The sequence below is a fragment of the Streptomyces sp. NPDC015220 genome, assembly GCF_043079345.1.
In the GTDB taxonomy this organism is placed as follows: Bacteria; Actinomycetota; Actinomycetes; order Streptomycetales; family Streptomycetaceae; genus Streptomyces.
The window spans coordinates 42,156-66,644 of the sequence record NZ_JBIBUK010000034.1 but is presented as its reverse complement, the minus strand read 5'-3'; the positions used below and the strand labels follow the sequence as shown (position 1 = coordinate 66,644).

Annotated in this window: 19 protein-coding genes; 4 read left to right on the top strand and 15 right to left on the bottom strand. The window is 70.7% G+C overall.

The window, feature by feature from the left end:
- Positions 1-246: 246 nt before the first annotated feature.
- From ACF061_RS36765 to thyX, 3 genes are all read right to left on the bottom strand, one after another.
- A complete protein-coding gene (locus tag ACF061_RS36765; RefSeq protein ID WP_392271365.1) occupies positions 247-1,932 on the bottom strand; it encodes a ribonuclease J in 1,686 nt (561 codons plus the stop codon).
- A gap of 199 nt (positions 1,933-2,131) precedes the next feature.
- Positions 2,132-3,031: a 4-hydroxy-tetrahydrodipicolinate synthase gene (dapA, locus tag ACF061_RS36760; protein WP_392271364.1), complete on the bottom strand. Its 900-nt coding sequence runs from the start codon at positions 3,029-3,031 to the stop codon at positions 2,132-2,134.
- Positions 3,032-3,245: 214 nt separating this feature from the next.
- Positions 3,246-3,986, bottom strand: a complete 741-nt coding sequence (thyX, locus tag ACF061_RS36755; protein ID WP_392271363.1) for an FAD-dependent thymidylate synthase — start codon at positions 3,984-3,986, stop codon at positions 3,246-3,248.
- 202 nt (positions 3,987-4,188) lie between these two features.
- Here thyX and ACF061_RS36750 point away from each other — a divergent pair, with 202 nt between their 5' ends.
- A complete protein-coding gene (locus tag ACF061_RS36750) occupies positions 4,189-4,422 on the top strand; it encodes a hypothetical protein (protein ID WP_392271362.1) in 234 nt (77 codons plus the stop codon).
- 101 nt (positions 4,423-4,523) lie between these two features.
- The gene (locus ACF061_RS36745; protein ID WP_392271361.1) at positions 4,524-5,078 is read left to right on the top strand and encodes a hypothetical protein; all 555 of its coding nucleotides are present in this window, start codon (positions 4,524-4,526) and stop codon (positions 5,076-5,078) included.
- Between the two features lie 242 nt (positions 5,079-5,320).
- Here the strand turns inward: ACF061_RS36745 and ACF061_RS36740 are convergent, their stop codons facing one another.
- The 5 genes from ACF061_RS36740 to rpsO form a co-directional block, all read right to left on the bottom strand.
- Positions 5,321-5,776 carry a hypothetical protein gene (locus ACF061_RS36740; protein WP_392271360.1) on the bottom strand — a complete coding sequence of 152 codons (456 nt, stop codon included), beginning with the start codon at positions 5,774-5,776 and terminating at the stop codon, positions 5,321-5,323.
- Positions 5,777-5,789: 13 nt separating this feature from the next.
- Positions 5,790-6,542 (bottom strand): 4-hydroxy-tetrahydrodipicolinate reductase, encoded by a 753-nt coding sequence (dapB, locus tag ACF061_RS36735; protein ID WP_392271359.1) that lies wholly within the window; start codon positions 6,540-6,542, stop codon positions 5,790-5,792.
- 28 nt (positions 6,543-6,570) lie between these two features.
- On the bottom strand, positions 6,571-7,950 hold the full coding sequence (locus tag ACF061_RS36730; protein WP_392271358.1) for a M16 family metallopeptidase: 1,380 nt from the start codon (positions 7,948-7,950) through the stop codon (positions 6,571-6,573).
- Positions 7,947-10,166 carry a polyribonucleotide nucleotidyltransferase gene (locus tag ACF061_RS36725; protein ID WP_392271357.1) on the bottom strand — a complete coding sequence of 740 codons (2,220 nt, stop codon included), beginning with the start codon at positions 10,164-10,166 and terminating at the stop codon, positions 7,947-7,949. The genes ACF061_RS36730 and ACF061_RS36725 overlap by 4 nt, the downstream gene beginning before the upstream one ends.
- Positions 10,167-10,505: 339 nt before the next feature.
- Positions 10,506-10,793 (bottom strand): 30S ribosomal protein S15, encoded by a 288-nt coding sequence (gene rpsO / locus ACF061_RS36720; protein ID WP_208034749.1) that lies wholly within the window; start codon positions 10,791-10,793, stop codon positions 10,506-10,508.
- A gap of 285 nt (positions 10,794-11,078) precedes the next feature.
- Between rpsO and ACF061_RS36715 the strand changes: the two genes are divergently transcribed.
- Entirely contained in the window at positions 11,079-11,372 is a 294-nt protein-coding gene (locus ACF061_RS36715) for a DUF397 domain-containing protein (RefSeq protein WP_392271356.1), read from the top strand.
- Between the two features lie 106 nt (positions 11,373-11,478).
- On the opposite strand, the gene ACF061_RS36710 is transcribed toward ACF061_RS36715, so the two are convergent.
- The gene (locus ACF061_RS36710; protein ID WP_392271355.1) at positions 11,479-12,984 is read right to left on the bottom strand and encodes a PQQ-binding-like beta-propeller repeat protein; all 1,506 of its coding nucleotides are present in this window, start codon (positions 12,982-12,984) and stop codon (positions 11,479-11,481) included.
- A 375-nt stretch (positions 12,985-13,359) separates the two neighbouring features.
- Positions 13,360-14,868, bottom strand: a complete 1,509-nt coding sequence (gene eccD / locus ACF061_RS36705) for a type VII secretion integral membrane protein EccD (RefSeq protein ID WP_392271367.1) — start codon at positions 14,866-14,868, stop codon at positions 13,360-13,362.
- Between the two features lie 347 nt (positions 14,869-15,215).
- Here eccD and eccCa point away from each other — a divergent pair, with 347 nt between their 5' ends.
- Positions 15,216-19,187, top strand: coding sequence for a type VII secretion protein EccCa (gene eccCa / locus ACF061_RS36700; protein WP_392271354.1), 3,972 nt, complete (start codon positions 15,216-15,218; stop codon positions 19,185-19,187).
- Between the two features lie 538 nt (positions 19,188-19,725).
- Here the strand turns inward: eccCa and ACF061_RS36695 are convergent.
- The 5 genes from ACF061_RS36695 to ACF061_RS36675 all read right to left on the bottom strand — a co-directional run bounded on the left by ACF061_RS36695 (position 19,726) and on the right by ACF061_RS36675 (position 24,181).
- Positions 19,726-20,025: a WXG100 family type VII secretion target gene (locus tag ACF061_RS36695; RefSeq protein WP_392271353.1), complete on the bottom strand. Its 300-nt coding sequence runs from the start codon at positions 20,023-20,025 to the stop codon at positions 19,726-19,728.
- A 75-nt stretch (positions 20,026-20,100) separates the two neighbouring features.
- Complete coding sequence (locus ACF061_RS36690; protein ID WP_392271352.1) at positions 20,101-20,442, bottom strand: WXG100 family type VII secretion target; 342 nt, start codon at positions 20,440-20,442, stop codon at positions 20,101-20,103.
- 152 nt (positions 20,443-20,594) lie between these two features.
- Positions 20,595-21,830, bottom strand: a complete 1,236-nt coding sequence (locus ACF061_RS36685; protein ID WP_392271366.1) for a S8 family serine peptidase — start codon at positions 21,828-21,830, stop codon at positions 20,595-20,597.
- Between the two features lie 90 nt (positions 21,831-21,920).
- Positions 21,921-23,741: a hypothetical protein gene (locus ACF061_RS36680; RefSeq protein WP_392271351.1), complete on the bottom strand. Its 1,821-nt coding sequence runs from the start codon at positions 23,739-23,741 to the stop codon at positions 21,921-21,923.
- Entirely contained in the window at positions 23,738-24,181 is a 444-nt protein-coding gene (locus ACF061_RS36675) for a hypothetical protein (protein WP_392271350.1), read from the bottom strand. Before ACF061_RS36675 ends, ACF061_RS36680 begins: the two co-directional genes overlap by 4 nt.
- Positions 24,182-24,489: the final 308 nt, after the last annotated feature.

The following is a 24,489-nucleotide window of genomic DNA, read 5'->3' as shown; positions in this document are numbered from 1 at the left end:
GGTGTTTCCGACTCTATCAGATCTTTTTCCGATCCGATTTCCTCGGTGCTTTCCAGGTTCCCGCTCTCGCGTTTCCCTTTCCGGCGGTTCCGACTTTATCAGAGATTCTGAGTCGGATTTCCCGCCCCTCCGGGAGGACCGTCTGGAGCGCTTGAAGCGTCCTGGTTCCCGTCCGGGCGGAGCCGTAAACGTACTGGAGCGGGGTGCCCCGATGCAAATCGAGGCACCCCGCTGCCAGTTCGGAGGTCAGACCTCCACGACGACCGGGAGGATCATCGGCCGACGCCGGTAGGTGTCGGAGACCCACTTGCCCAGCGTGCGGCGGATGAGCTGCTGAAGCTGGTGCGGGTCGGCGATGCCCTCCTGGGCCGACTTCTCCAGCGCCTCCGCGATCTTCGGGATGACCGCGCCGAAGGCGGAGTCCTCGATGCCCGAACCGCGGGCCTGCACATGCGGGCCGCCGGTGACCTTGCCGGTGGTGGAGTCGACCACCACGAAGACCGAGATGATGCCCTCGTCACCGAGGATCTTGCGGTCCTTGAGGGCGGGCTCGCCCACGCCGCCGACGGAGAGGCCGTCCACGTAGACGTAACCCGCCTGGACCTTGCCGGAGATCTTGGCCTTGCCCTCGACGAGGTCGACGGTGACGCCGTCCTCGGCGATGACGATCCGGTCGTGCGGCACCCCCGTCATCGCGCCCAGCTCGGCGTTGGCCCGCAGATGGCGCCATTCGCCGTGGACCGGCATCAGGTTCCTGGGCCGGCAGATGTTGTAGAAGTACAGCAGCTCACCGGCCGAGGCGTGGCCCGAGACGTGCACCTTGGCGTTGCCCTTGTGGACGACGTTGGCGCCCCAGCGGGTCAGGCCGTTGATGACCCGGTACACCGCGTTCTCGTTGCCCGGGATGAGCGACGACGCCAGGATCACCGTGTCGCCCTCGACGATGCGGATCTGGTGGTCCCTGTTGGCCATCCTCGACAGCGCGGCCATGGGCTCGCCCTGGGAACCCGTGCAGACCAGGACCACCTCGTGGTCGGGCAGGTCGTCGAGTGTCCTGACGTCCACCACCAGACCCGGCGGGACCTTCAGGTAGCCGAGGTCCCTCGCGATGCCCATGTTGCGGACCATCGAGCGGCCGACGAACGCGACCCGGCGGCCGTACTCGTGGGCCGCGTCCAGGATCTGCTGGATGCGGTGGACGTGGCTGGCGAAGCTCGCCACGATGATCCGCTTCCGGGCGCCGGCGAAGACCTGGCGCAGCACGCCCGAGATGTCCCGCTCGTGCGGGGTGAAGCCGGGCACCTCGGCGTTCGTGGAGTCGGTGAGGAGGAGGTCGATACCTTCCTCGCTCAGCCGTGCGAAGGCATGGAGGTCGGTCAGACGGTTGTCCAGCGGCAGCTGGTCCATCTTGAAGTCGCCGGTGTGGACCACCATGCCGGCCGGGGTACGGATGGCCACGGCCAGGGCGTCCGGGATGGAGTGGTTGACCGCGACGAACTCGCAGTCGAAGGGACCGATGCGCTCCCGGTTCCCCTCGGCCACCTCTAGCGTGTAGGGCCGGATGCGGTGTTCCTGGAGCTTGGCCTCGATGAGGGCGAGGGTCAGCTTGGAGCCGATCAGGGGGATGTCGGGCTTCTCCCGCAGGAGGTACGGGACACCGCCGATGTGGTCCTCGTGGCCGTGCGTGAGGACGATGCCCTCGATGTCGTCGAGGCGGTCCCGGATGGACGAGAAGTCCGGCAGGATCAGATCGATTCCGGGCTGCTCCTCCTCGGGGAAGAGCACTCCGCAGTCGACGATCAGCAGACGGCCGCCGAACTCGAAGACCGTCATGTTTCGGCCGATCTCGCCGAGGCCGCCCAGCGGAGTGACCCGGAGGCCGCCGGCGGCGAGCGGCGGGGGCGGGGCGAGTTCAGGATGCGGATGACTCAAAAGACCCTCCTCACCACGCGCGCCACGTACCGGTGGGCACGTGGCGCGCGTGACGTTCGTGCAGAAGCAGTTGTCGTTGTGGGGTGTGCGGGCACCGGTGGCCCGCGTATTCAGTTGCCTGTTCGGTTGTGGAGCCCGGTTCCCGGCGTGCTGCCGGATGTCACCGGGCGGTGCGAGGCGAGCTCGCGAAGTCTCGTTGTCAGAGCTGTACCCCGCCGGCGGCAAGATCGATCTTGAGCTGCTCGGTCTCCTCGGGCGTGAGCTCGACCATGGGCGGCCGCAGCGGTCCGCCGGGCAGTCCCTGGAGGGCGAGCGCCGCCTTGGTGGTCATGACGCCCTGGGTGCGGAACATCCCGGTGTAGACCGGGAGCAGCTTCTGGTGGATCTCGGTGGCCTTCTGGACGTCGCCGGAGGTGTAGGCCTCGATGAGGGCCCGCAGGTCCGGGGTGACGACGTGGCCGACGACCGAGACGAAGCCGACCGCGCCCACGGAGAGCAGCGGGAGGTTCAGCATGTCGTCGCCGGAGTACCAGGCGAGGCCGGAGCGGGCGATGGCCCAGCTCGCGCGGCCGAGGTCGCCCTTGGCGTCCTTGTTGGCGACGATCCTCGGGTGCTCGGCCAGGCGGACGAGGGTCTCCGTGTTGATCGGGACGCCGCTGCGGCCGGGGATGTCGTAGAGCATGACCGGCAGGCCGGTCGCGTCGGCGATGGCCGTGAAGTGCCGGTACAGGCCCTCCTGAGGGGGCTTGTTGTAGTACGGCGTGACGGTCAGCAGGCCGTGCGCGCCGGCCTGCTCGGCGGCGCGGGCGAGCTCGATGCTGTGGTGGGTGTCGTTGGTGCCGACGCCGGCCACGACGTGGGCGCGGTCTCCGACGGCCTCCAGGACCGCGCGTACCAGCTCCGATTTCTCCGCATCGCTGGTGGTGGGGGACTCCCCGGTGGTGCCGTTGACGACCAGGCCGTCATTGCCTGCGTCCACCAGGCGGGCGGCGAGCCGCTGCGCGCCGTCGAGGTCGAGTGCGCCGTCCGCCGTGAAGGGCGTGACCATGGCGGTGAGGACCCGCCCGAAGGGGGTCTGCGGAGTGGAGGTCGGAGCCATGGGTAACACGCTACTCGTTGCTCAGGAGGAGGTCTGCCCTCGGGGCGGACGACAAGTCGTGACAAATGTGGAGCCCGGCACTGCCTGCTCGGGGGTTCAAGCAGTGCCGGGTCCGTTCGATCAGGCTAGATGAACTTCCACAAAGGCCGCAATACGGACACTTCGCGAGGCTGATGCGCACACCAGTACCTGGGCACACGCACCGTGCGCTCGGTTACGGCGCGACTCGCCCGTTGGCGTTGAAGGCCGCGTACGTCAGCGGCATGAGCCCCGCCCACTCGGCCTCCATGCGCTCGCCCACCATCTCGATCTCCCGCTGCGGGAAGGACGGCACCTTCGCCAGCTCGTGCTGGGTGCGCAGGCCCAGGAAGTGCATCAGCGAGCGGGCGTTGCAGGTGGCGTACATCGAGGAGAACAGGCCGACGGGCAGCACCGAGCGGGCGACCTCACGGGCGACGCCGGCGGCGAGCATCTCCTGGTACGCCTCGTAGGCCTGCCGGTAGGAGTCCTCCATGACCCGTCCCACCAGCTCCTGCTGGGCCTGGGTGCCCTCGACGAACCGGTACTTGCCGGGCCGGCCCTCCTGGACCAGCTTGCGGGACTCGTCGGGGACGTAGAAGACCGGCTGGAGCTCGCGGTAGCGCCCGGACTCCTCGTTGTAGGACCAGCCGACGCGGTGCCGCATGAACTCGCGGAAGACGAAGATCGGGGCGCTGATGAAGAACGTCATCGAGTTGTGCTCGAAGGGGCTGCCGTGCCGGTCCCGCATCAGGTAGTTGATCAGGCCCCTGGAGCGCTCCGGGTCCTTGTCCAGCTCTGCCAGGGACTGCTCTCCGACGGTCGAGACACGGGCTGCGAACAGCACGTCGGCGTCCGACGCGGTGTGCTTGACCAGCTCGACGGTGACGTCGCTGCGGAAACTGGGTTTCAGGTCGTCGGCGGGGGTGTCGGTCACGGCTCGGAGGGTCCCTTCCATCACTTCTCTCGGGCGGCGCCCACTCTACGGCCCGGCTGTGACACCGGGGCGTTCGGCGCCGGGCCGCGACATCTTCGGTGAAGATCCGCGAATTCGGGGAAAGCGGGCACCTTCCGGGACACTCGTGCGTCTGTATGGATGAGACACCCCAGTTCGACCCCCGAAGGGAGCCGTACCTCCGATGTTCCGTCGGCGCGAGCCCGTCCCGTTCGCCTTCGTCGCCGAGGCGGACAGGTTCCGCAGCAATGTCACTCCCCCGCCCCGCCGGCGGGCCTCCACCGGTCAGATAGCCGGGCGCTGCCTGCTGGGACTGACCATCGTCGCGGGGCTCGTGGGTTCCCTGGTCCTGGGGATGCCCGCGTTGTCGACCTCCCACTCCCCCACGCAGACGCAGCAGGCCTCGCACGAGCGCTGAGTGCCGTCTCCACTCCCCCGGCCCCCGTGGGTGGTGAGCGGGGACACGGGCGGATAGCCTCACCGGGCACAGCCCCCGCGTGAACCGAGTGAGGACCCGCCGTGCCCCTGCCCTTCCTGACGGCCGACCGCGCCTTCGACACCGCGGACGACATCGCGCTGCCGTCCGACGACCGCGAGCACTGGCGGCGCCCCTACCGGCCCGGCCCCTGGCGGGTGGGCATGGCCGCCCTGGTGCTGCTGCTCGCCTCGTTCGTGCTGTTCTCGGCCGTCGTGATCGTGCTGACCGGCGCGCTGTCCTCCGCCGCGATCTGCTTCGGCGTCGCGCTGGTGGTCATCGCCGGTGCGCTGCGCCTGCTGCGCATGGGCGTGTGGGTCGGCGCCCGCGGACTGCGCCACGTGGGCTTCCTCGTCACCCGTACGACGCCATGGGTCCAGGTCGTCAGCATCCGGACCGTGCAGCAGCCGGTCCGCTGGCTCGGGCTGCCGCGCACGGTGCAGGGACAGGCACTGCTGCTCGCCCGACGGGGCCGGTCCGCGGAGGCCGTGCCGGCGCTGCTGACCACGCACGACGCCGACTTCCTGGGCCGCGTCACGGCGTTCGACCGGGCGGCGGACGCGGTGGAGGCCTGGGCCGAGGAGTACCGGCCCCGCTGAGCCCGGCCGGTCGGCGAACGCTGAGAGCGGCGGCCGTTCGGCCGCGGGCCGCCCGTGCACCGGGCCGTCCGCGTGCCCGGTGGGGCCGTAGGCCGGTGGGGCCGTAGGCCGGTGGGGCCGTAGGCCGGTGGGGCCGTAGGCCGGTGGGGCCGTAGGCCGGTGGGGCCGTAGGCCGGTGGGGCCGGTCCGCGGATGTGCCGCGGACCGGCCCCACCGGTGTGTACGGGGTGCCGCGGACGGCGTCAGGCGGCCGGGACCGGCTTGCCGTCGTGCAGTGCGATCGCCCGCTGCATCGCCTTGCGGGCGCGCGGGGTGTCACGGGCGTCGTGGTAGGCGATGGCGAGCCGGAACCAGGTGCGCCAGTCGTCGGGGGCCGCCTCCGTCTCGGCCTTGCGCCGGCCGAAGACCTCGTCGGCCGAGTCCCGGTCGACGCGCCCGCTGGGCGTGCGCCTGAGCTCGTCGACGGGCAGGCCGCCCTCGGCGTCGAGCTCGACGGCGAGCTGGTTGGCCCGGCGGACGAACTGGGTGTTCTTCCACAGGAACCACAGGCCGATCACCGGCAGGATCAGCACGGCGACCCCGAAGGTCACCGTCACCAGGGTGCCGGACTCGATGAGCATGACGCCGCGGCTGCCGACCAGGACGAAGTAGAAGACCAGGACGGCGGCCGTGACGAGGTAGGTGATCTTCGCGCGCATGAGGGCTCGGGGCTCAGTTCAGGTCGAGGAAGTGCTCCAGGCCGAAGGTCAGGCCGGGAGTGGTCACCACGCGGCGCGCGCCGAGCAGGATGCCCGGCATGAAGCTGCTGTGGTGGAGCGAGTCGTGGCGGATGGTGAGCGTCTCGCCCTCGCCGCCCAGGAGGACCTCCTGGTGGGCGAGCAGGCCGCGCAGGCGCACGGCGTGCACGGGGACGCCGTCGACGTTCGCGCCCCGCGCGCCGTCCAGGGCGGTGGCGGTGGCGTCCGGCGCCGGGGCGGAGCCGGCCCTGGCGCGGGCCTCGGCGATGAGCTGCGCGGTGCGCGTGGCGGTGCCGGAGGGGGCGTCGACCTTGTTCGGGTGGTGCAGTTCGACGACCTCGACCGACTCGAAGTACGGCGCGGCGATCTGCGCGAACTTCATGGTCAGCACGGCCCCGATGGAGAAGTTCGGGGCGATGAGCACGCCGGTCCCCGCGGACCGGTCGAGCCAGTCCCGCAGCTGTGCGAGGCGTTCGTCGGTCCAGCCGGTGGTGCCGACGACGGCGTGGATGCCATGCCGCACGCAGTAGTCGAGGTTGTCCATGACCGAGGCCGGGGTGGTCAGTTCGACCGCCACCTGGGCACCGCTCTCGGCGAGGGCCTCCAGCTTGTCGCCCCTGCCCAGGGCGGCGACCAGCTCCATGTCCTCGGCGGCCTCCACCGCCCGTACCGCCTCTGAGCCGATCCGGCCCCCGGCACCGAGGACCGCCACGCGCAGCTTGCTCATCTGTTGCTTCCTTACCGACCGGAGTGGGTTATGCGACGGCGTCGTGCAGGCGTGCGGCCTGCTTGTCCTTGAGCGGGCCGATGACCGACAGCGACGGGCGCTGTCCCAGGATGTCCCGGGCGACGGCGCGGACCTCGTCCGGGGTCACCGCAGCTATCCGGGCCAGCATGTCGTCGACGGAGATCTGCTCACCCCAGCAGAGTTCGCTCTTGCCGATACGGTTCATCAGCGCACCGGTGTCCTCCAGGCCGAGGACCGTGGAGCCCTGGAGCTGGCCGATGGCGCGGGCGATCTCGTCGTCGGTCAGACCGTTGCCGGCGACGTGGTCGAGTTCGTCGCGGCAGATCCTCAGCACGTCGTGGACCTGGCTCGGGCGGCAGCCCGCGTAGACGCCGAACAGGCCGCAGTCGGCGAATCCGGAGGTGTAGGAGTACACGCTGTAGGCCAGGCCGCGCTTCTCCCGGACCTCCTGGAAGAGACGGGAGGACATGCCGCCGCCGAGGGCGGTGTTGAGTACGCCGAGGGCCCAGCGCCGGTCGTCGGTGCGGGCGATCCCGGGCATGCCGAGGACGACGTGGGCCTGTTCCGTCCTGCGGTTCTGCAGTTCCACGCGGCCCGCGGTGCGCAGTGCGCGGCGGCCGTCGCGCGGGGCGATGGGCACGGCCTCCGCGTTCCGGAAGGCGCCGGCCTTCTCGAAGGCGGCGCGGACCCGGCGTACGACCTTGTTGTGGTCGATGTTGCCGGCGCAGGCCACCACGAGGTGGGTCGGGTCGTAGTGCCTCTTGTAGAAGCGGCGGATGCGGTCGGCGGTGAGGGCGTTGACCGTGTCGACGGTGCCGAGGACGGGGCGGCCGAGGGGGTTGTCGCCGAACATGGTGTGCGCGAACAGGTCGTGCACGCAGTCACCCGGGTCGTCCTCGGTCATGGCGATCTCCTCGAGGATCGCGCCGCGCTCGACGTCGACGTCCTCCTCCCGGATCAGCGAGCCGGTGAGCATGTCGCAGACCACGTCGATGGCGAGCGGCAGGTCCGTGTCGAGCACGCGCGCGTAGTAGCACGTGTACTCCTTGGCCGTGAACGCGTTCATCTCGCCGCCGACGGCGTCGATGGCGGAGGAGATGTCCAGGGCGGACCTGCGGGAGGTGCCCTTGAACAGCAGGTGCTCCAGGTAGTGCGTGGCGCCGCCCAGGGCCGGGGTCTCGTCGCGGGAGCCGACGTGCGCCCAGATGCCGAAGGTGGCGGAGCGCACGGAGGGCAGGGTCTCGGTGACGATGCGCAGGCCGCCCGGGAGGGTGGTCTTGCGGACGGTGCCGATGCCGTTCATGCCCTTGACGAGGGTTTGGGTACGGGCGACGGCCCGCGCCTCCGAGGAGGTGCGGGCCGTCGCCTTCACGCTACGGGACGTCACTTGGCGGCGTCGTCCTTCTGCTCCTCGGCACCTTCCTCGCCCTCGATCACGGGGATCAGGGAGAGCTTGCCGCGGGAGTCGATCTCGGCGATCTCGACCTGGACCTTGTGGCCCACGCCGAGCACGTCCTCGACGTTCTCCACGCGCTTGCCGCCGGCCAGCTTGCGGATCTGCGAGATGTGCAGCAGACCGTCCTTGCCGGGCAGGAGGGAGACGAAGGCGCCGAACGTCGTCGTCTTCACGACCGTGCCCAGGTAGCGCTCGCCGACCTCGGGCATCGTCGGGTTGGCGATGCTGTTGATCGTGGTGCGGGCGGCCTCGGCGGACGGACCGTCGGCGGCGCCGATGTAGATGGTGCCGTCGTCCTCGATGGTGATCTCGGCGCCGGTGTCCTCCTGGATCTGGTTGATCATCTTGCCCTTGGGGCCGATGACCTCGCCGATCTTGTCGACCGGGATCTTCACGGTGATGATCCGCGGCGCGTTGGGGGACATCTCGTCCGGCGTGTCGATCGCTTCCATCATCACGTCGAGGATGTGGAGGCGGGCGTCACGGGCCTGCTTGAGGGCGGCGGCCAGGACGGAGGCCGGGATGCCGTCCAGCTTGGTGTCGAGCTGGAGGGCGGTCACGAACTCCTTGGTGCCGGCGACCTTGAAGTCCATGTCGCCGAAGGCGTCCTCGGCGCCGAGGATGTCGGTGAGGGTGACGTAGTGCGTCTCGCCCTCGATCTCCTGGGAGATCAGGCCCATGGCGATGCCGGCGACCGGGGCCTTCAGCGGCACACCGGCGTTCAGCAGCGACATGGTGGAGGCGCAGACCGAACCCATCGACGTGGAGCCGTTGGAACCGAGGGCCTCGGAGACCTGACGGATCGCGTACGGGAACTCCTCGCGCGCGGGCAGCACCGGCACCAGGGCGCGCTCGGCGAGGGCGCCGTGACCGATCTCGCGGCGCTTGGGGGAGCCGACGCGGCCGGTCTCGCCGGTGGAGTACGGCGGGAAGTTGTAGTTGTGCATGTAGCGCTTGCGGGTCACCGGGGAGAGGGTGTCCAGCTGCTGCTCCATGCGGAGCATGTTCAGGGTGGTGACGCCCAGGATCTGGGTCTCGCCGCGCTCGAACAGCGCCGAGCCGTGCACCCGCGGGATCGCCTCGACCTCGGCGGCCAGGGTGCGGATGTCGGTGACACCGCGGCCGTCGATGCGCTTCTTCTCCTTGATGACGCGCTCGCGGACCAGGGTCTTGGTCAGCGAGCGGTACGCGGCGGAGATCTCCTTCTCGCGGCCCTCGAACTCGGGCAGCAGCTTCTCGGCGGCCAGGCCCTTGACGCGGTCCAGCTCGGACTCGCGCTCCTGCTTGCCGGCGATGGTGAGCGCCTGGGCGAGCTCGGGTCGGACGGCGGCGGTGAGCGCCTCCAGGACGTCGTCCTGGTAGTCCAGGAAGATCGGGAACTCGCCGGTCGGCTTGGCGGCCTTGGCGGCGAGGTCCGACTGGGCCTTGCACAGCACCTTGATGAAGGGCTTGGCGGCCTCCAGGCCGGCGGCGACGACCTCCTCGGTGGGGGCTTCGGCGCCGCCCTTGACCAGCTGGATGGTCTTCTCGGTGGCCTCGGCCTCGACCATCATGATCGCGACGTCGCCGTCCTCCAGGACGCGGCCGGCCACCACCATGTCGAAGACGGCGTCCTCGAGCTCGGTGTGGGTCGGGAACGCGACCCACTGGCCGTTGATCAGCGCGACGCGGACGCCGCCGATCGGGCCGGAGAAGGGCAGGCCGGCCAGCTGCGTGGACGCGGACGCGGCGTTGATCGCCACGACGTCGTACAGGTGGTCGGGGTTGAGCGCCATGACGGTGCAGACGACCTGGATCTCGTTGCGCAGGCCCTTCCTGAAGGACGGGCGCAGCGGGCGGTCGATCAGGCGGCAGGTGAGGATCGCGTCCTCGCTGGGCCGGCCCTCGCGGCGGAAGAAGCTGCCGGGGATCTTGCCGGCGGCGTACATCCGCTCCTCGACGTCCACCGTCAGCGGGAAGAAGTCGAGCTGGTCCTTGGGGTTCTTGGAGGCGGTGGTGGCCGACAGCACCATGGTGTCGTCGTCCAGGTACGCCACGGCGGAGCCGGCGGCCTGCTTGGCCAGGCGGCCCGTCTCGAAACGGATGGTGCGGGTGCCGAAGGAACCGTTGTCGATCACGGCTTCGGCGTAGTGGGTCTCGTTCTCCACTAGCGTTTTCTCCTCGTCCTCGTCCCTCCTCGCCCGTGTGGCGGGGGGACGGTGGCGGAAGAGCGCTCCGTCTGGTGCGGGCCGGTCTTCGATCGAAGCACCCGGGGCTCATTCGCCCGGGGGCCACTACCGAGGACCGGCGGCGGCGAGGTGCGCTCCTCCTCGTTCGTCGTGCGTGATGACGCCCATACCCACTACGGGTAGGCACTATCACGCTGTGTCATGCGTATTGCTTTCCGCTACCACACTACAAAGCGGCGGTGACACTCCGCACGTTCGTGTGCGTACGGCAAAGGGAGCGGCCCCCTGTCCTACGGGAACCGCTCCCTTCACGGCGTCTTACTTGGCGCCCGCCGCACCACGGCGGATGCCGAGGCGGTCGACCAGCGCACGGAAGCGCTGGATGTCCTTCTTGGCGAGGTACTGCAGCAGGCGGCGGCGCTGACCGACCAGGATCAGCAGGCCACGGCGGGAGTGGTGGTCGTGCTTGTGGGTCTTGAGGTGCTCGGTCAGGTCGGAGATCCGACGGGACAGCAGAGCGACCTGGACCTCGGGGGAGCCGGTGTCACCCTCCTTGGCACCGAACTCGGCGATGATCTGCTTCTTCGTAGCGGCGTCGAGCGACACGCGTACTCCTCATGGTCTGTGAGTGGCCACCGAGTGCCCCCGGTCTTCATCTCGGGAGGGCTTCCGTTACTCGGGAGGCGGGGATCCGCTGCGCGCGGCCTCCGAGGCTTCGCGGGGCTTGCCCGCGAGGGCTTCGAGGGTGCGTACACAAACGGCCGTCACTCAGGGTACCAGGCGGTGGCGGTGGGGTTTACCCCGGTTTTCCGGTCGCCCCGTCGGGGCCGCCGCGAGGGCTAGGGTGAGCGCCGGCACACGGTACCGACGTCGGGAAGGGGTCGCTGCGTCATGGCGGAGACGGAAGCGGAGATGAAGGCGCGCAAGGAGCGGGAGCGGGACGAGCTCTACGCCCTCGACATCTCGGACGTGGAGTGGCACGGCGCGCCCGGCACGGAGGCGCACGAGGAGCGGGTCGAGATCGCCTATCTGCCGGACGGCGCCGTGGCCATGCGCTCCTCCCTGGACCACGGCACGGTGCTGCGCTACACCGAGGCCGAGTGGCGGGCCTTCGTACTGGGGGCGCGGGACGGGGAGTTCGACCTGGAACCGGAGCCGCAGGACGGGGAGCGCACGACGCGGTGAGCGGCGTACGGATGTGAGGAGGGGGCGGCACTTGCAGTGCCGCCCCCTCCTCACATCCGTACGCCCCCGGTCGTGCGCCGGTGTGCCGGTTCCTTCGGCCGCCGGGTCAGTGCGTCAGACCGGCGCTCGTGTAACCGATGGCCATCAGCACCTTGCTCTTGGGCGCGTCGTCGTCGCGGGCGAGTTCGCGCGGGGCGAAGAAGACGCTTCCGTGCTCGACGACGACGTCCGTCCGCTGCGGGTCGCTGAGCTCGCCCTCGTCGTCCTCGGGGAGCGCGAACAGCAGGAGCGGGGTCTCCTCGTCGGTGCGCGGGTTCCAGCGGACCAGGGCCGCCGGTGCGATGGGCTCCGCGCCCGCGCGGTAGATCAGCAGGTCGTCGCCGCTGGCCCGGAGCGGGTACACCCTCTGGAACTCACGGCCCTCGAACTTGCCCGCCGTCCTGCCGGTCGTGGTGTCGAAGGCGACGATCCAGTCCGAGGGCTGCCCGCTGGCGATGTTCTCCTTGCTCATGACGTAGGCACGGGTCCGTCCCACGACGACGCCGTCGCAGTTCTCCACCACGCCGAAGAACGGCTTGGAGTAGTACCGGGTGCCGCATTCGGCGTCGTAGCCGTTGAGCGAGACGGTGGCGAGGTGCCGGCCCCGGCCGTCGAGCGTGATCAGGTCGGTCACCTCGATGTCCCCGGCCGCGACGGCGAGGACGGGCGGGTCGGAGGAGGGCAGGAAGACCTTGTCCACCCCGCGCGCGACCTTGTAGGTCCACTCGGTCCGGCCGGTCCGCGGATCGAGCTTCTGCACCTCGAACGTGGTGTCGGGCGCCGCACCGCAGCCGACCACCGCGAGCAGCGCCCGCCCGCCGGCGAAGCCCTTGTCCTCGCACCGGGCGGTGGTCGTGGTGTTCCACAGCCGCTTGCCGCTCTTCATGTCGTACGCCACCGAGCCGTGGCCCCAGGCCACGGCGACCACACCCTCGGTGAGGGTCAGGTTGGTGTTGGTGACGTAGGCGAAGCCGGCCGCGGGCATCTTCTCCTGCCACAGTTTGCGGCCGGTGTTCAGGTCAAAGAAGACCACTTGGTCGCAGACGCCCCGGTCCGGCGAACCGTCGCTCCTGGGCGGCTGGACGACGACGGCGGTACGGCCGTCGGCGGTGACGTGCCGGCTGGTGGCGCAGATGTGGCCGCCGAGTTCGAGGGTCCAGGCGGTCTCGTCGTAGTGGGGCTTGATCCGGTAGCCCTCGACGCGGTCGGCGACGCCCCTGGCGAATATCTTGTCGGTGGCCCAGGAGCCGGGGGCGTAACGCGGGTTGGTGTCGGTGTTCTTCTCCAGGTGCTCGGCGTAGTGCTCGATCGCCTGCTGGCCCTCGGGCGAGGCGGGGATCTCCTCGACCGTGGTGCGGACCTCGTCCGGCCGCTGGGCGGCGGTGGCCTTGTCGTCGGCCCGGGCGCCGTCGTCCGCCGAGGAGGACAGGAGCAGCCGGCCGCCGACGCCCAGGGCGACGGCCAGCAGCACGGCCACGGCGCCGCTCAGCAGCCGGATGCGGCGCCGCCTTCGCGCCTGGTCCGCCGCCACGGCGGACTGGGTGTAGGGGGAAGGGGGCGGGCCGAAGCTCATGCGCCGGGCACCTTTCGTTGCCGGGTCGGGGCGGCGGACGGCCCCGCTCGTCGTGTCATGCCTCGCGGCCGCGCAGGCGTCGTCCCTGCTCCGGTCGCTCCTCGCACCGGTCGTCGCGGCCGACGGTCAGGGCCGGTGGTCGCGGCCGGTCGTGGCTGTGGGCGGTCGGTCACTGTGGACGGTCTCGGCCGCCGACCGCCGGCCACCGGTGACGGTCGCCGCCCGGTGTCCGGGGCGGGCGTTCCGACCGGTCGTGCGGGCCCGGCCGGTCGAGCGGGTCGTCCCCACCGGCCGTGCCGACCGGCCGTCCGCACCGGGCACCGCGTCGGCCGTACGGGCCGGCGCAGTGGCCGTCGTTCGTTCGGACCGGCACTCTCAGCTGGTCATCGCCCGCACGCTCGCGTACACGTCGAACACGGCCAGGGTGAGCGGCACCAGGGTGAGCAGGACGAAGCTCTCGGCGATCTCCAGGAAGCGGCCCCAGAAGGGGGTGACGCCGCGCCGCGGGGTGATCAGGCCGATCGCGGTGACCAGGGCCGCCGCCGCCGCGACGGCCGCGGCCAGCCATACGCTGCGGATGTCGAAGGCGGTGGTGTCTCCGCTCAGTGCGTCCCGCACCGCCGCCACCGGCGGGTTCAGCGCCAGGCCGATTCCGAGGAAGACGAGGGCGGCGAGGCCCGCGGCCAGGGTGGCGCCGACCTGAGCGGTGTAGCGGAACAGGCTCGCGCGCATGAGCATCGCAACTCCGGTCGCGAGCGCCAGGAGCTGCGCCCATACGTCGCTGGAGAAGCCGAGGACGATCGACGCGCCCACCGAGACGAGCGCGCAGCCGCCGACGAGGCCGACGAGCAGTTCGTGGCCGCGGCGGGCCCGGGCCGCCACGCGCTCGGCGTCGACGGGCTCGTGCGTGTTCGGCTCGCCCTCCGCATAGCCGCCCCGGGACGGACTCGGCGCGTCGAAGCCGATGGGCAGCCGTGCGAAGCGCATGGACAGTCCGGGCAGGAAGGCGAGCGCGCCCACGGCGAGCGGAGCGCAGACGGCGGCCGTCTCGATGGGCCTGAGGTCGGTCAGGATGCCGATGAAGGTGGTGAGCAGCCCCACCGCCGAGGCGAAGACGAACGCCACGAAGGGCCCGTCGCCGCTCGGCGAGACCAGGGTGAGCACGAGGGCGGCGATCAGGACCGCCGTGCAGGCGAGCAGGAACTGGAGCCGTCCGATGCCCTGGTCCGCGGTGAGCGGAAGCAGCCCGGAGCCCGCCACGGCGATGTTCGGCAGCGCGCCCAGGCCCAGGGCGACCGCGGACCCGGGGTCGTCGTACACCCGTGCGCGTACGCACGCGATGGTGGTCAGGAGGACTCCGGCGACGGCGGCGAGGACGCCCTGGAGGCTGTGCATGTCGTGGCGGATCTGGGAACTCCAGGCCACGAAGGCCAGCAGCGCGGGCAGGATGCCGCCGGCGACCAGACCGGCGGCGCGCGTCAGGTCGCCGCCCCACAGGGCGCGGTCGCGGGTGACGGCGGAGGCGACCGCCTCGGAGACGTCGTCGAAGACGGCGGGCGGCAGCGACTCGGAGAACGGCCGCAGCGTGAGCAGTTCGCCGTCGAGGATGCGCTGGGCCGCGAAGGAGCGGGCGCTGTCGAGGACGGTGCCGTCCCGGCGCACGAGGTGGTAGCCGACGGGGGCGCCCTCGGCCGGGCTCTGCTGGGAGAGCCGCAGGATCTCCGGATACAGGTCGGCGACCGGTACGTCGTCGGGCAGTGCCACGTCGATGCGGCTGTCGGGCGCCACGATGGTGACCCGGCAGAAGCCGAGCCCGGTGCCCGTGCCCGCAGGGGTGTCGGCGCCCGGTCCGGTGGTGGCGCCGCCCGGCGCGGAGGCCGTCATGCTCACCTGCTGTTCCCCCTCGTCGTCGGTGGTGCGATCGGTCGGCGCGGCTCCCCGCACACCGACCGTGGAGATCATGTGCACGTTCCGGTGGGAGTTCGTGCGGCGCCTCCCCCGTCGGCGGCCGACCGGGCCGTCAGGGCGGGGAAGTGCGCGAGCCACTCGCTTCGAACGCCGTGAATCGCCCGTTTTCACCAGGCCGATTCGCAACTGCTCACATGTCTCACCGGCACCCTACCGCCCACTGGCGTGACCGGTTGTCAGTAGGATCGCGGTTCGCGATCGGCGTCCGCCTGACACGGGGCGGCGGACAGAACACCTCGGTCGGGCAAGGGAATTGGTGCGTAGTGAGCCATATCGTCGTCAAGCGCCCCCCGCGGGCACTGCCGAAGGACGTGCCCACAGACGAGATCGTGCTCCAACCCCCGCCGGAACTGCCGCGCGGACAGCAGGAGGGCGCGCTGATGCAGCTCCTGCCCATGCTCGGCATGGGCGGCTCGGTCGTGTTCTTCTTCAACCCGCAGGCCCAGCCCTTCATGAAGATCATGGGCATGGTGATGGTGGCCTCCACGATCGCCATGGGCATCTCCATGCTGGTCCGCTACCGCCGCGGCAACCAGGGGCAGATGGCCGACCTGCGCCGCGACTACCTGCGGTACCTGTCGCAGACCCGGCGCGCGGCCCTGGACACCGCGAAGGCCCAGCGCGACGCCCAGTACTACCTGCATCCTTCACCTGAGCAACTGTGGGCGCTGGTCGCCGAGGGCAGCCGGGTGTGGGAGAGGCGCACCGGGGACGAGGACTTCGGCCAGGTCCGCGTGGGTCTCGGCCCGCAGTCCCTGGCCACTCCGCTGCTCGCGCCCGAGACCGCGCCGGTGGACCAACTGGAGCCGCTGACCGCGGGCGCGATGCAGCGCTTCCTCGCCGCCCACAGCACCCTCGAGGACCTGCCGATGGCGGTCTCGCTGCGTGCCTTCTACCACGTGACCGTCAGCGGCGAGCCGGCGACCGTGCGCGGCACGACGCGCGCCCTCGTCGGGTCCCTCGCCTCCCTGCACTCGCCCGAGGACCTGGTCGTGGCGGTTGCCGCCCACCGGGAGGCCGCACCGGAGTGGGAGTGGGCCAAGTGGCTGCCGCACAGTCAGGCCCCGGGCGTGGCGGACGGCGCGGGCAGCCGGCGTCTGATCACGGCCGACCCGCAGGAGCTGGAGGATCTGCTCGACGCCCGGCTGCAGGGCCGGCCGCGCTTCCACCCGGGCGGGCCGCCGGTCCCCGAGCAGCCGCACCTGCTGATCGTCCTCGACGGCGTCTCCCTGTCGCCCACCTCGCTGCTGGCCTCCCCCGAGGGCGTGCAGGGCGTGACGGTCCTCGAAGTCGTGCCCGGCGAGCTCACCGCCGGCCGCGGCGACCTCTCCGTCGTCGTGCGCCCGCAGGAGCTGAGCCTGGAGTCGGCCCACGGAATGGTGTACGAGGGGACGCCCGACGTCCTGTCGTACGAGGCGGCGGAGGCGCTGGCCCGTCAACTGGCCCCGCTGCGAGTGGCGTCGGGCGGCGACGACGACGAACCGCTGCTCGCCAATCTGGAGTTCACCGACCTGTTGAACCTGGGCGACGCCGCCTCCGTCGACCCCAAGCGCACCTGGCGGCCGCGCGCGCAGGCCGAGCGGCTGCGCGTGCCCATCGGACTCGGCGAGGACGGCCGGCCCGTCATGCTCGACCTCAAGGAGGCGGCCCAGGAGGGCATGGGCCCGCACGGACTGTGCGTGGGCGCCACCGGCTCCGGCAAGTCGGAACTGCTGCGCACCCTGGTCCTCGGCCTGGCCGTGACCCACTCCTCCGAGACGCTCAACTTCGTCCTCGCCGACTTCAAGGGCGGTGCGACGTTCGCGGGCATGGCCCAGATGCCGCACGTCGCGGCCGTGATCACCAACCTGGCCGACGACCTGACGCTCGTGGACCGCATGGGTGACTCGATCCGCGGTGAGCTGAACCGCCGTCAGGAGATGCTGCGCGACGCGGGCAACTACGCCAACATCCACGACTACGAGAAGGCCCGCGCGGCCGGCGCTCCGCTCCAGCCGATCCCCTCCCTCGTCCTGGTGATCGACGAGTTCAGCGAACTGCTCACCGCCAAGCCGGACTTCATCGACATGTTCGTCCAGATCGGCCGCATCGGCCGGTCGCTGGGCGTGCACCTGCTCCTCGCCTCGCAGCGGCTGGAGGAGGGCCGGCTGCGCGGCCTGGAGACCTACCTGTCGTACCGGATCGGTCTGCGCACCTTCTCCGCGGCCGAGTCGCGTGCCGCGCTCGGCGTGCCCGACGCCTACGAACTGCCGAACATCCCGGGTTCCGGCTTCCTGAAGTTCGGCACCGACGAAATGGTCCGCTTCAAGGCGGCATACGTCTCGGGCGTCTACCGCACGGGTTCCCAGCAGGCGGAGCTCGGCGGGCCGCTCCCGGTGGACCGCAGGCCGGTGCTGTTCACTGCGGCCGAGGTGCCGGTGCGGTACGTGCCCGTGCCTCGGCAGCGCCAGGACACGGAACGCGACGAGAAGGACGACGCGCTCGCCGACACCGTGCTGGACGTGATCGTACGGCGGCTGGAGGCGCAGGGGCCGGCCGCGCACCAGGTGTGGCTGCCGCCCCTGGACAGCCCGCCGTCGCTGGACTCGCTGCTGCCCGGCCTCGCCCCGGTCCCCGGCCGCGGCCTGACCCAGCCGGGCTACGAGGGGGCGGGCCGACTGGTCGTTCCGGCCGGCATCGTCGACAAGCCGTACGAGCAGCGGCGCGACCCGCTGTGGCTCGACTTCGGCGGGGCGGCGGGACACATGCAGATCCTCGGTGGTCCGCAGTCCGGCAAGTCGACCCTGGTGCGCTCCGTCGTCGCCTCCTTCGCCCTCACCCACACCCCGCACGAAGTGCAGTTCTACGCCCTGGACTTCGGTGGCGGCGGCATGTCCTCCCTGGCGGGGCTGCCGCACGTGGGCGGTGTGGCCTCGCGCCTGGACCCGGAGAAGGTACGGCGCACGGCGGCCGAGGTGTACGGCGTGCTGACCCGGCGCGAGGAGTACTTCCGCGCCGCGGGCATCTCCTCCATCGCGGAGTACCGCAGCCGTCGCGCCCGGGGCGACATCTCGGTCGACGACCAGCCGTGGGGCGACGTCTTCCTGGTGATCGACGGCTGGGGCAACTTCCGCTCCGACTACGAGGCGCTGGAGCCGCTGGTACTGGACATCGCCGCCCGCGGTCTCGGTTACGGCATCCACCTCATCCTCACCGCCTCCCGGTCGATGGAGGTCCGTTCGAACATGAAGGACCACCTGATGAACCGCCTGGAGCTGCGGCTCGGCGACCCGATGGACTCCGAGTTCGACCGCAAGGTCGCGGCGAACGTGCCGACGGGTGTGCCGGGGCGCGGCCAGACCCCGCAGAAGCAGCACTTCATGGCGGCGGTCCCGCGGATCGACGGCCTCTCCTCCGACACGGACCTGGCGGACGCGGCGACGGCCCTCGCCGCCGAGGTGACCCGCCACTGGCAGCAGCCGGGCGCGCCCGAGGTCCGGCTCCTGCCCCGCGAGTTCCCCGCGGCCCAGCTGCCGCCGGGCGACCGCTTCCCCCACCGGGGCGTCGCCTTCGCCCTCGACGAGGACAACCTCGAACCGGTCTTCGTGGACTTCGACCAGGATCCGTTCTTCCTCGTCTTCGGCGAGAGCGAGTCCGGCAAGTCGAATCTGCTGAGGCTGCTCATCCAGCGCCTCACCGAGCGTTACGACGGCGACAGCTGCAAGCTCTTCGTGGTCGACAACCGCCGCTCGCTGCTCGGGGTGACGCCGACCTCGCACCTGGCGGAGTACATCCCGATGTCGAACCAGATGCAGCACCACATGGACGCGCTTGCCGACCTGATGCAGCGCCGGACGCCGACCCCGGACGTCACGCCCGAGCAGTTGCGCGACCGCAGCTGGTGGCGCGGCCCCACGGTGTACGTCGTCATCGACGACTACGACCTGGTGTCGACGTCGAGCGGCAACCCCCTGGCCGGCCTCACCGAGCTGCTGCCCTTCGCCCGCGACGTCGGTGTCCGCTTCGTCATCGCCCGCTCCACGGCCGGCGCGGGCCGCGCCGGCTACGAGACCTTCATGCAGCGCATCAAGGAACTCGGCGCCCAGGGCGTGGTCCTGGCCGGTGACCCGGCGGAGGGCGAGATCCTCGGCAACATCCGCCCGCGGCCGATGCCGCCCGGCCGGGGTGTGTTCGTCTCCCGCCGCCAGGGCCGGCCGTTGGTCCAGGTGGGGCTGGTCCAGGAGGGCAACGGCTGAACCGGGGTGGCCCGCGGACGGCTCAGCGGTTCATCGAGGGTTGGGCGAACCGCGGGGGGCCGGGGGCTGTGTCCGGGGGCGGGGGCTGTGTCCGGGGGCGGGGCCGGGGTCGCGGTGTACGGGGAGGCGGGGCCGGGGCTCCAGGTGTCCGGTCAGGGCCGGGGGCCGGTCGGGGCCGGGAGCCGGGCCTGCTCCGCCCCTGATGTCCTTCCGGTGGCCGGTGCCTCGCTTTTCCGGTCTCCGGCGTCGTCTTTCGTGGTTCCCCGGGGGCTCGTCCTTCGCGGTCCCGGCGTCTCGTCCTTCGCGGTCCCGGTCTCTCGTCTTCCGCCGCCCTAGTCTCTCGTCCTCCGCGGTCCCTGGGATCTCGTCCTCCGCGGTCCCTGGGATCTCGTCCTCCGCGGTCCCTGGGATCTCGTCTTCCGCCGTCCTCGGTTCCCGGTTCGCGGTGGTCCGCTGTCGCTTCCGTGCGCGGACGTGAAGAGGGTGGGCGCCTCCCGCGCGCGCCCACCCTTTCGTCACTGCCTCTCGGCTGTCCGGCCTACCGGAAGTAGCTGGCGGCCTGCTTGTCGCCGTCCATGTAGTCGCCGCCGGCCTGGTGCACCACGTGACCGATGCCGGTCAGGGCGGTGTGGATGTCGTTGGCCTCCTTGTCCCACTTCTGCAGCTTCTCGTGGAAGGTGCCCTGGGCCTCGCCCTCCCAGTACTGCAGGCTCTGCACGACCAGCTTCCGGAGCTCCTCCAGGTCCTGGTCGAGGGCCTTCGCCTCGTTGCCGATCTTCGTCGCCGCGATGTCGAGCCCGTTGTAAGTGACGCTCAACCCGTCGCCGTTGCTGACCATTTCCGTCTACCTCGTCTCGCTCGTGTCTGTCCGATGGTGGCCGGCTGCCCGGCCGCTTCCGCGAAGCCGCCCGTGTCAGTACGAGCTGAAGGGGGAGACCGTCGGCGCGCCGTCGTGCACGTCGATCCGGTTCACCGACGCGCGCACGTCGTCTTCCTTGCTGTCCTTGATGTGCCGCGTCTTGGTCATCGCCTCGATGACGTCGCCGAGGATCTTGCCGATGTTCTGCAGGGACTCGTTGATCTCGTACTGCTTCTTGTCGAACGCGGCACGGCCGATGCCCTGCCACTGGCCCTCGAGCCCGTCGATGACGCCCTGCAGGCCGTGCACCCGGGCACGGATGTTCTCGTACTTCGTGAACATGTCGTTCTGCAGCTTGACTACCGCACTGTCTTCGAGCTTCTGCTTGTCAGCCACCAGCCCGCCCTTTCTGTCTCTGTCTTCCGGTCCAACTGGGTCGGCTCACCACCCGGGTGGCGGCGAGCACACGTGCGATGCCTGTCGGTACGCACTCGGTCGAGCGGTGTCCGACGGGCTTCGAAAGCCTGCGATCCGAGCGGTCGGCGCCCTCATCCGGTGCGGCGCGCCCGCATGACGGCGAAGGCGCCGCCGCCGATCACGACGACTGCCGCCGCGGCACCGAGGGCGATCCAGAGGGTGGTACCGCCGCCGGACGATTCCGTCTTTGATCCTGCAACAGACGTGCCGCCGGTCGAACCCTTTTCCGCGGCTTGTGACGCGCTTGATGCAGACGCGGACGGTGTGGCGGACGCGGACGTCGAGGACGAGCCCGAGGACTTGGCCAGCAGGTCGCCGCCGTTCTCCTTGGCGAGTGGGTCGACGTCCGCCGGGCCCGGGTCGTAGTTGGGGTTCTCCAGGACGTTCTTGGGCCGGACCGCACCGTAGCCCAGGTATTTGCTCGGGTCGTTCTTCGGCCAGCTGCGGCCGGCGGTGTCGATCAGGGCCCGGGTCACCTGGTTCACCGTCCAGTCCGGATGGGCGGACCAGATCAGCGCGGCGGAGGCGGCGGCGATGGCCGTGGCCGGGCTCGTTCCGTTCCTGTCGTCGCAGTAGGAGCGGAAAGTGGCGTCGCACCAGCCGGGGATCCCCTCTCCGGGGGCGGTCAGGTCGACGTAGTTCCCATGGGAGGAGAACTTCGACACGGTACCGGAGGAGTTCATCGAGGAGACGCCGATCACGTAGTCGAAAGCAGCCGGGTAGTCGATGTCGTCTCCGCCGTCCTCGCCCGCGTTCCCGACGGCCGCGATCATCAACTTGCCCTTCGAAGCGGCGTATTCGACCGCCGCTTCCTCCTTCGGGGAGAACAGCCCGCCGAACGACATGCTGATGATCTTGGCGTCGGTGTCAGCCGCAGCCCGGATCGCCTGCCAGGGTTCCGGGGTTTTCTTCGCCTCCGCTCCCTTCAGGCCTTCGAGGGCGACACGATACGGAACGATCTTCGCTTCAGGAGCCAGTCCCTTGAGGCCGCCGCCGGCTCCGGTACCGGCGATCAACTCCGCCATGCTCGTTCCGTGGCCGTCGAAGTCCTGTGTGGCCCCGTGGGCGACCGACCGGGGAACTTGACCGGCAAGCACCTGTCCTTTCAGGGAGGGGGTGTCCGGGTTCACCCCCGTGTCGATGACAGCCACTTTCACGCCCTTGCCCGTGCCGGTCTTCCACATCTGCTCGGCCCGCATGGGTTTCAGGTACCACTGTTGAGCCTGTGCGTCGTAGGCAGCGGCACTCGGGGCCAGCCCCGTGCCCAGTGCCGCCAGGGCGCCGACGACCACGCCCACCGCGCGCACTCGTCGTCCGCGGCGCGTTCTGCGGAGCGCCGCTCGCTCGGCTCGTGGGCCGGTCCCTGACTTCATGGTCTCGTACGTCCTTGTCCGCGCTCAGTTGACGACCGGCGGCACGTCGCGCCGCGGCTTGGTGGGGAGCTGGTTCTCGGTCTCTTCGACCACGTGTTCAGGGCGGGGCGCGTCCTCCGCCTCCGTCTCGTCGTCGCCCTTCCTCCCGCTGCCGGGCCCGCGTACGAGGCCGGCGCCACCGCGCGTCATGCCGTTGCGTTGGGCTCGTGCAAGGGAGTTACGGGTGGTCGGCGTGCCGCTGACGGGCTCTGCCGCTCCCCCGCCGCTTCGAGGTGCAGGCGCGGCCGTCCGGGGCCTGGGAGCCCCTTCGGGTGTTCCGAGGACGCCACGGGTACCGGAGCGGCCGGCTGACGGCCGGGGCCCGGCCGTTCCCTCGGCACCGATGACGGTGCCGCGCGGAATCCTCGATCCGCTCCCCTTCGATGACACACCGGGTGTCGTCGTGGGACGTCCCCCCACGACACCGTTCGCGCGCCCGGCACCGGTGGCAGGACCGCCGGTGGCACGTGGCCCTGCGGTGCCGCCGGCCCGCGGAGTCCCGCCTGTGACACCTCGTCCCATGGATGTCGTCGCGGGCTTCGCTCCAGCCTGCGTGGCGTTGCCGATCGGCTGTCCCGTCGGCGTGGCGCGCCCCGGCTGATTCGTGAGACCACGGGCCTGAGAACGCCCCCCGGCCGGAGCGTTCGGTCCGGAGGTGGTGGTCCGTCCCTGTGCGTACGCAGGGGTCCGGAACCTGCCCGAGCCACCGGCGCCCCTACCCGATGTGCCGGGAGGAGGCGAAATCCCGAGGCCGCCCTCGAACATGCTGCTGTGACCGCCGCTCGGGACAGGACTGCCCGTGGCCGGCGGAGTGTGGACGGGGGGAGACGACGTCACAGGAGGAGGCAGCGTGCCTACGCTGTCGATGTCAGTACCGACAGGAGTGGTGCCGACAGGGACAGCCGGCGGTGTGGTGGCCGGCGCAGGTTCCGTGACGTGCCGCACGGACGTCGGACTGTCCGCCGCGACGCGACCGGCGGCGTGATCGGCTGGGGCGCCCGTCTCGTGATGAGGCGGCACAGTCGCCGGACCGGACCCGGCCGTCCCGTCCGGGGTGGCCCCGGTCGGGACGTTGCGATGCTCTCTTCGGACGGGCTCGGGTACTCCCACGTCCGGCATGGGGTCGAACGTCGGGCCGCGCAAGGCTGCCAACTGCTGCTTCGAGACCGCGTAGTAGGACGCCAACCGGTTCATCTGGTTGATGGCCTCTTGGCGATCCTTCTCCACCCTCACGGCAGCCGCGTAGTCGTCCTTGTTCGCGGCCTTCTCGGCATCGGTGAACTCATGAGGCCGCTTGCGGTTCGCCTGTGTGTCCCGGGACGGCATCGCGCCGCGCACGGACGCGAGACCCTCCGCGGCGGCGCTGAGCTGGTCACCCGCGCCGCCGGCGAAGTCGCTCAACAGGTGTGTCTTTCCGACCAGCGTCCCGCCCCAGTCACGGAAGGCGTCGCCGGACGCTCCCACCCAGTGCACGTTGTCGATGTGTCCCGCGAGTTCGTCGGCCGCCGCTCTGATGGCGTCACGTGCGTCCCACAGCGCCGTGCCGGACGACTCCAGGTCTGCCGGGTCGGTCTGCTCGACCAGGTCGAGCAACTGATTGAGGCCGAGGTCGGTGCCACCGAAGTCGGTGCTGTGCTGGACGGCTGGCGCGTACGGGCTCTGGCGGGCGACCGCGCGCAGGGTGCCGTTCACCATCCTGCTGAGCAGCCCGTCACCCTCCGGAAGATCGTCGGCGGTCCGAGTGAAGTCCGTGAAGGAGTTCTGCGCAGCCGCCCGGTCCTGGTCGGCCTTGTGGTCGTGGCTCATTCGAGGGTCGCACCGCCCTTCGCGTCGTTCGAGCGCTGCTTGGGGTCCTGGATCTCCTTGATCTGCGTCTGGATCTCCCAGAACCGCCGTCGCTGCTCCTCCTCGAGGTTCTCGAAGCCGTGATCCGCTCCCTGCACGGCGATGCCGATCGCCTCGATCTGCAGGTGGAGCGTCTTGGACAGGGAGATGAGCTCCTCATGCACCGACCGGTACTGCGTGTACAGATCGTGCGCCTCCGGGAAGACGCTCTCGCTCCCCGCGCTCAGGGACGACAGCCTGATCGTCTGGGCGCCGACCTTGGTCGGAGCGCCCGCCGATCCCTCGAGGTCGCGCAGGACCGCGTCCACCCGCTTCACGAACGTGGCCAGCGCCTCACCGCTGGCCTCCAGGTTCGCCGCCCTGGTGGTCGACACTCCTCCCACCATGTCCGCCGGAAGCACGACACTCCTCCCCGTTTCCCCGTTCGCACGCCGTTCGAGGCCGGCAGCCGCTCTCGGTACGATCGCAAAGCCCGCCGCGCCCTCACAACGCGTTTACCACTCTAGTCAGGCGGTGCGACCGCTCCAACCCAGGTGCGCATCAGCCTCGTTGCGAACGGGGCGGGGTACGCCGGTCGGCCTGGTTCACCGTTGCCACGGCGGGTCCCCTGTCCTCCGCGAGGGGCCGTGGCGGGTTCGGCGCCCCTCAGCCTCACGGGTCCCGACCTGCACGGAATTTCCACACCTGGGGGTGACGCGGCGGGCGGTCG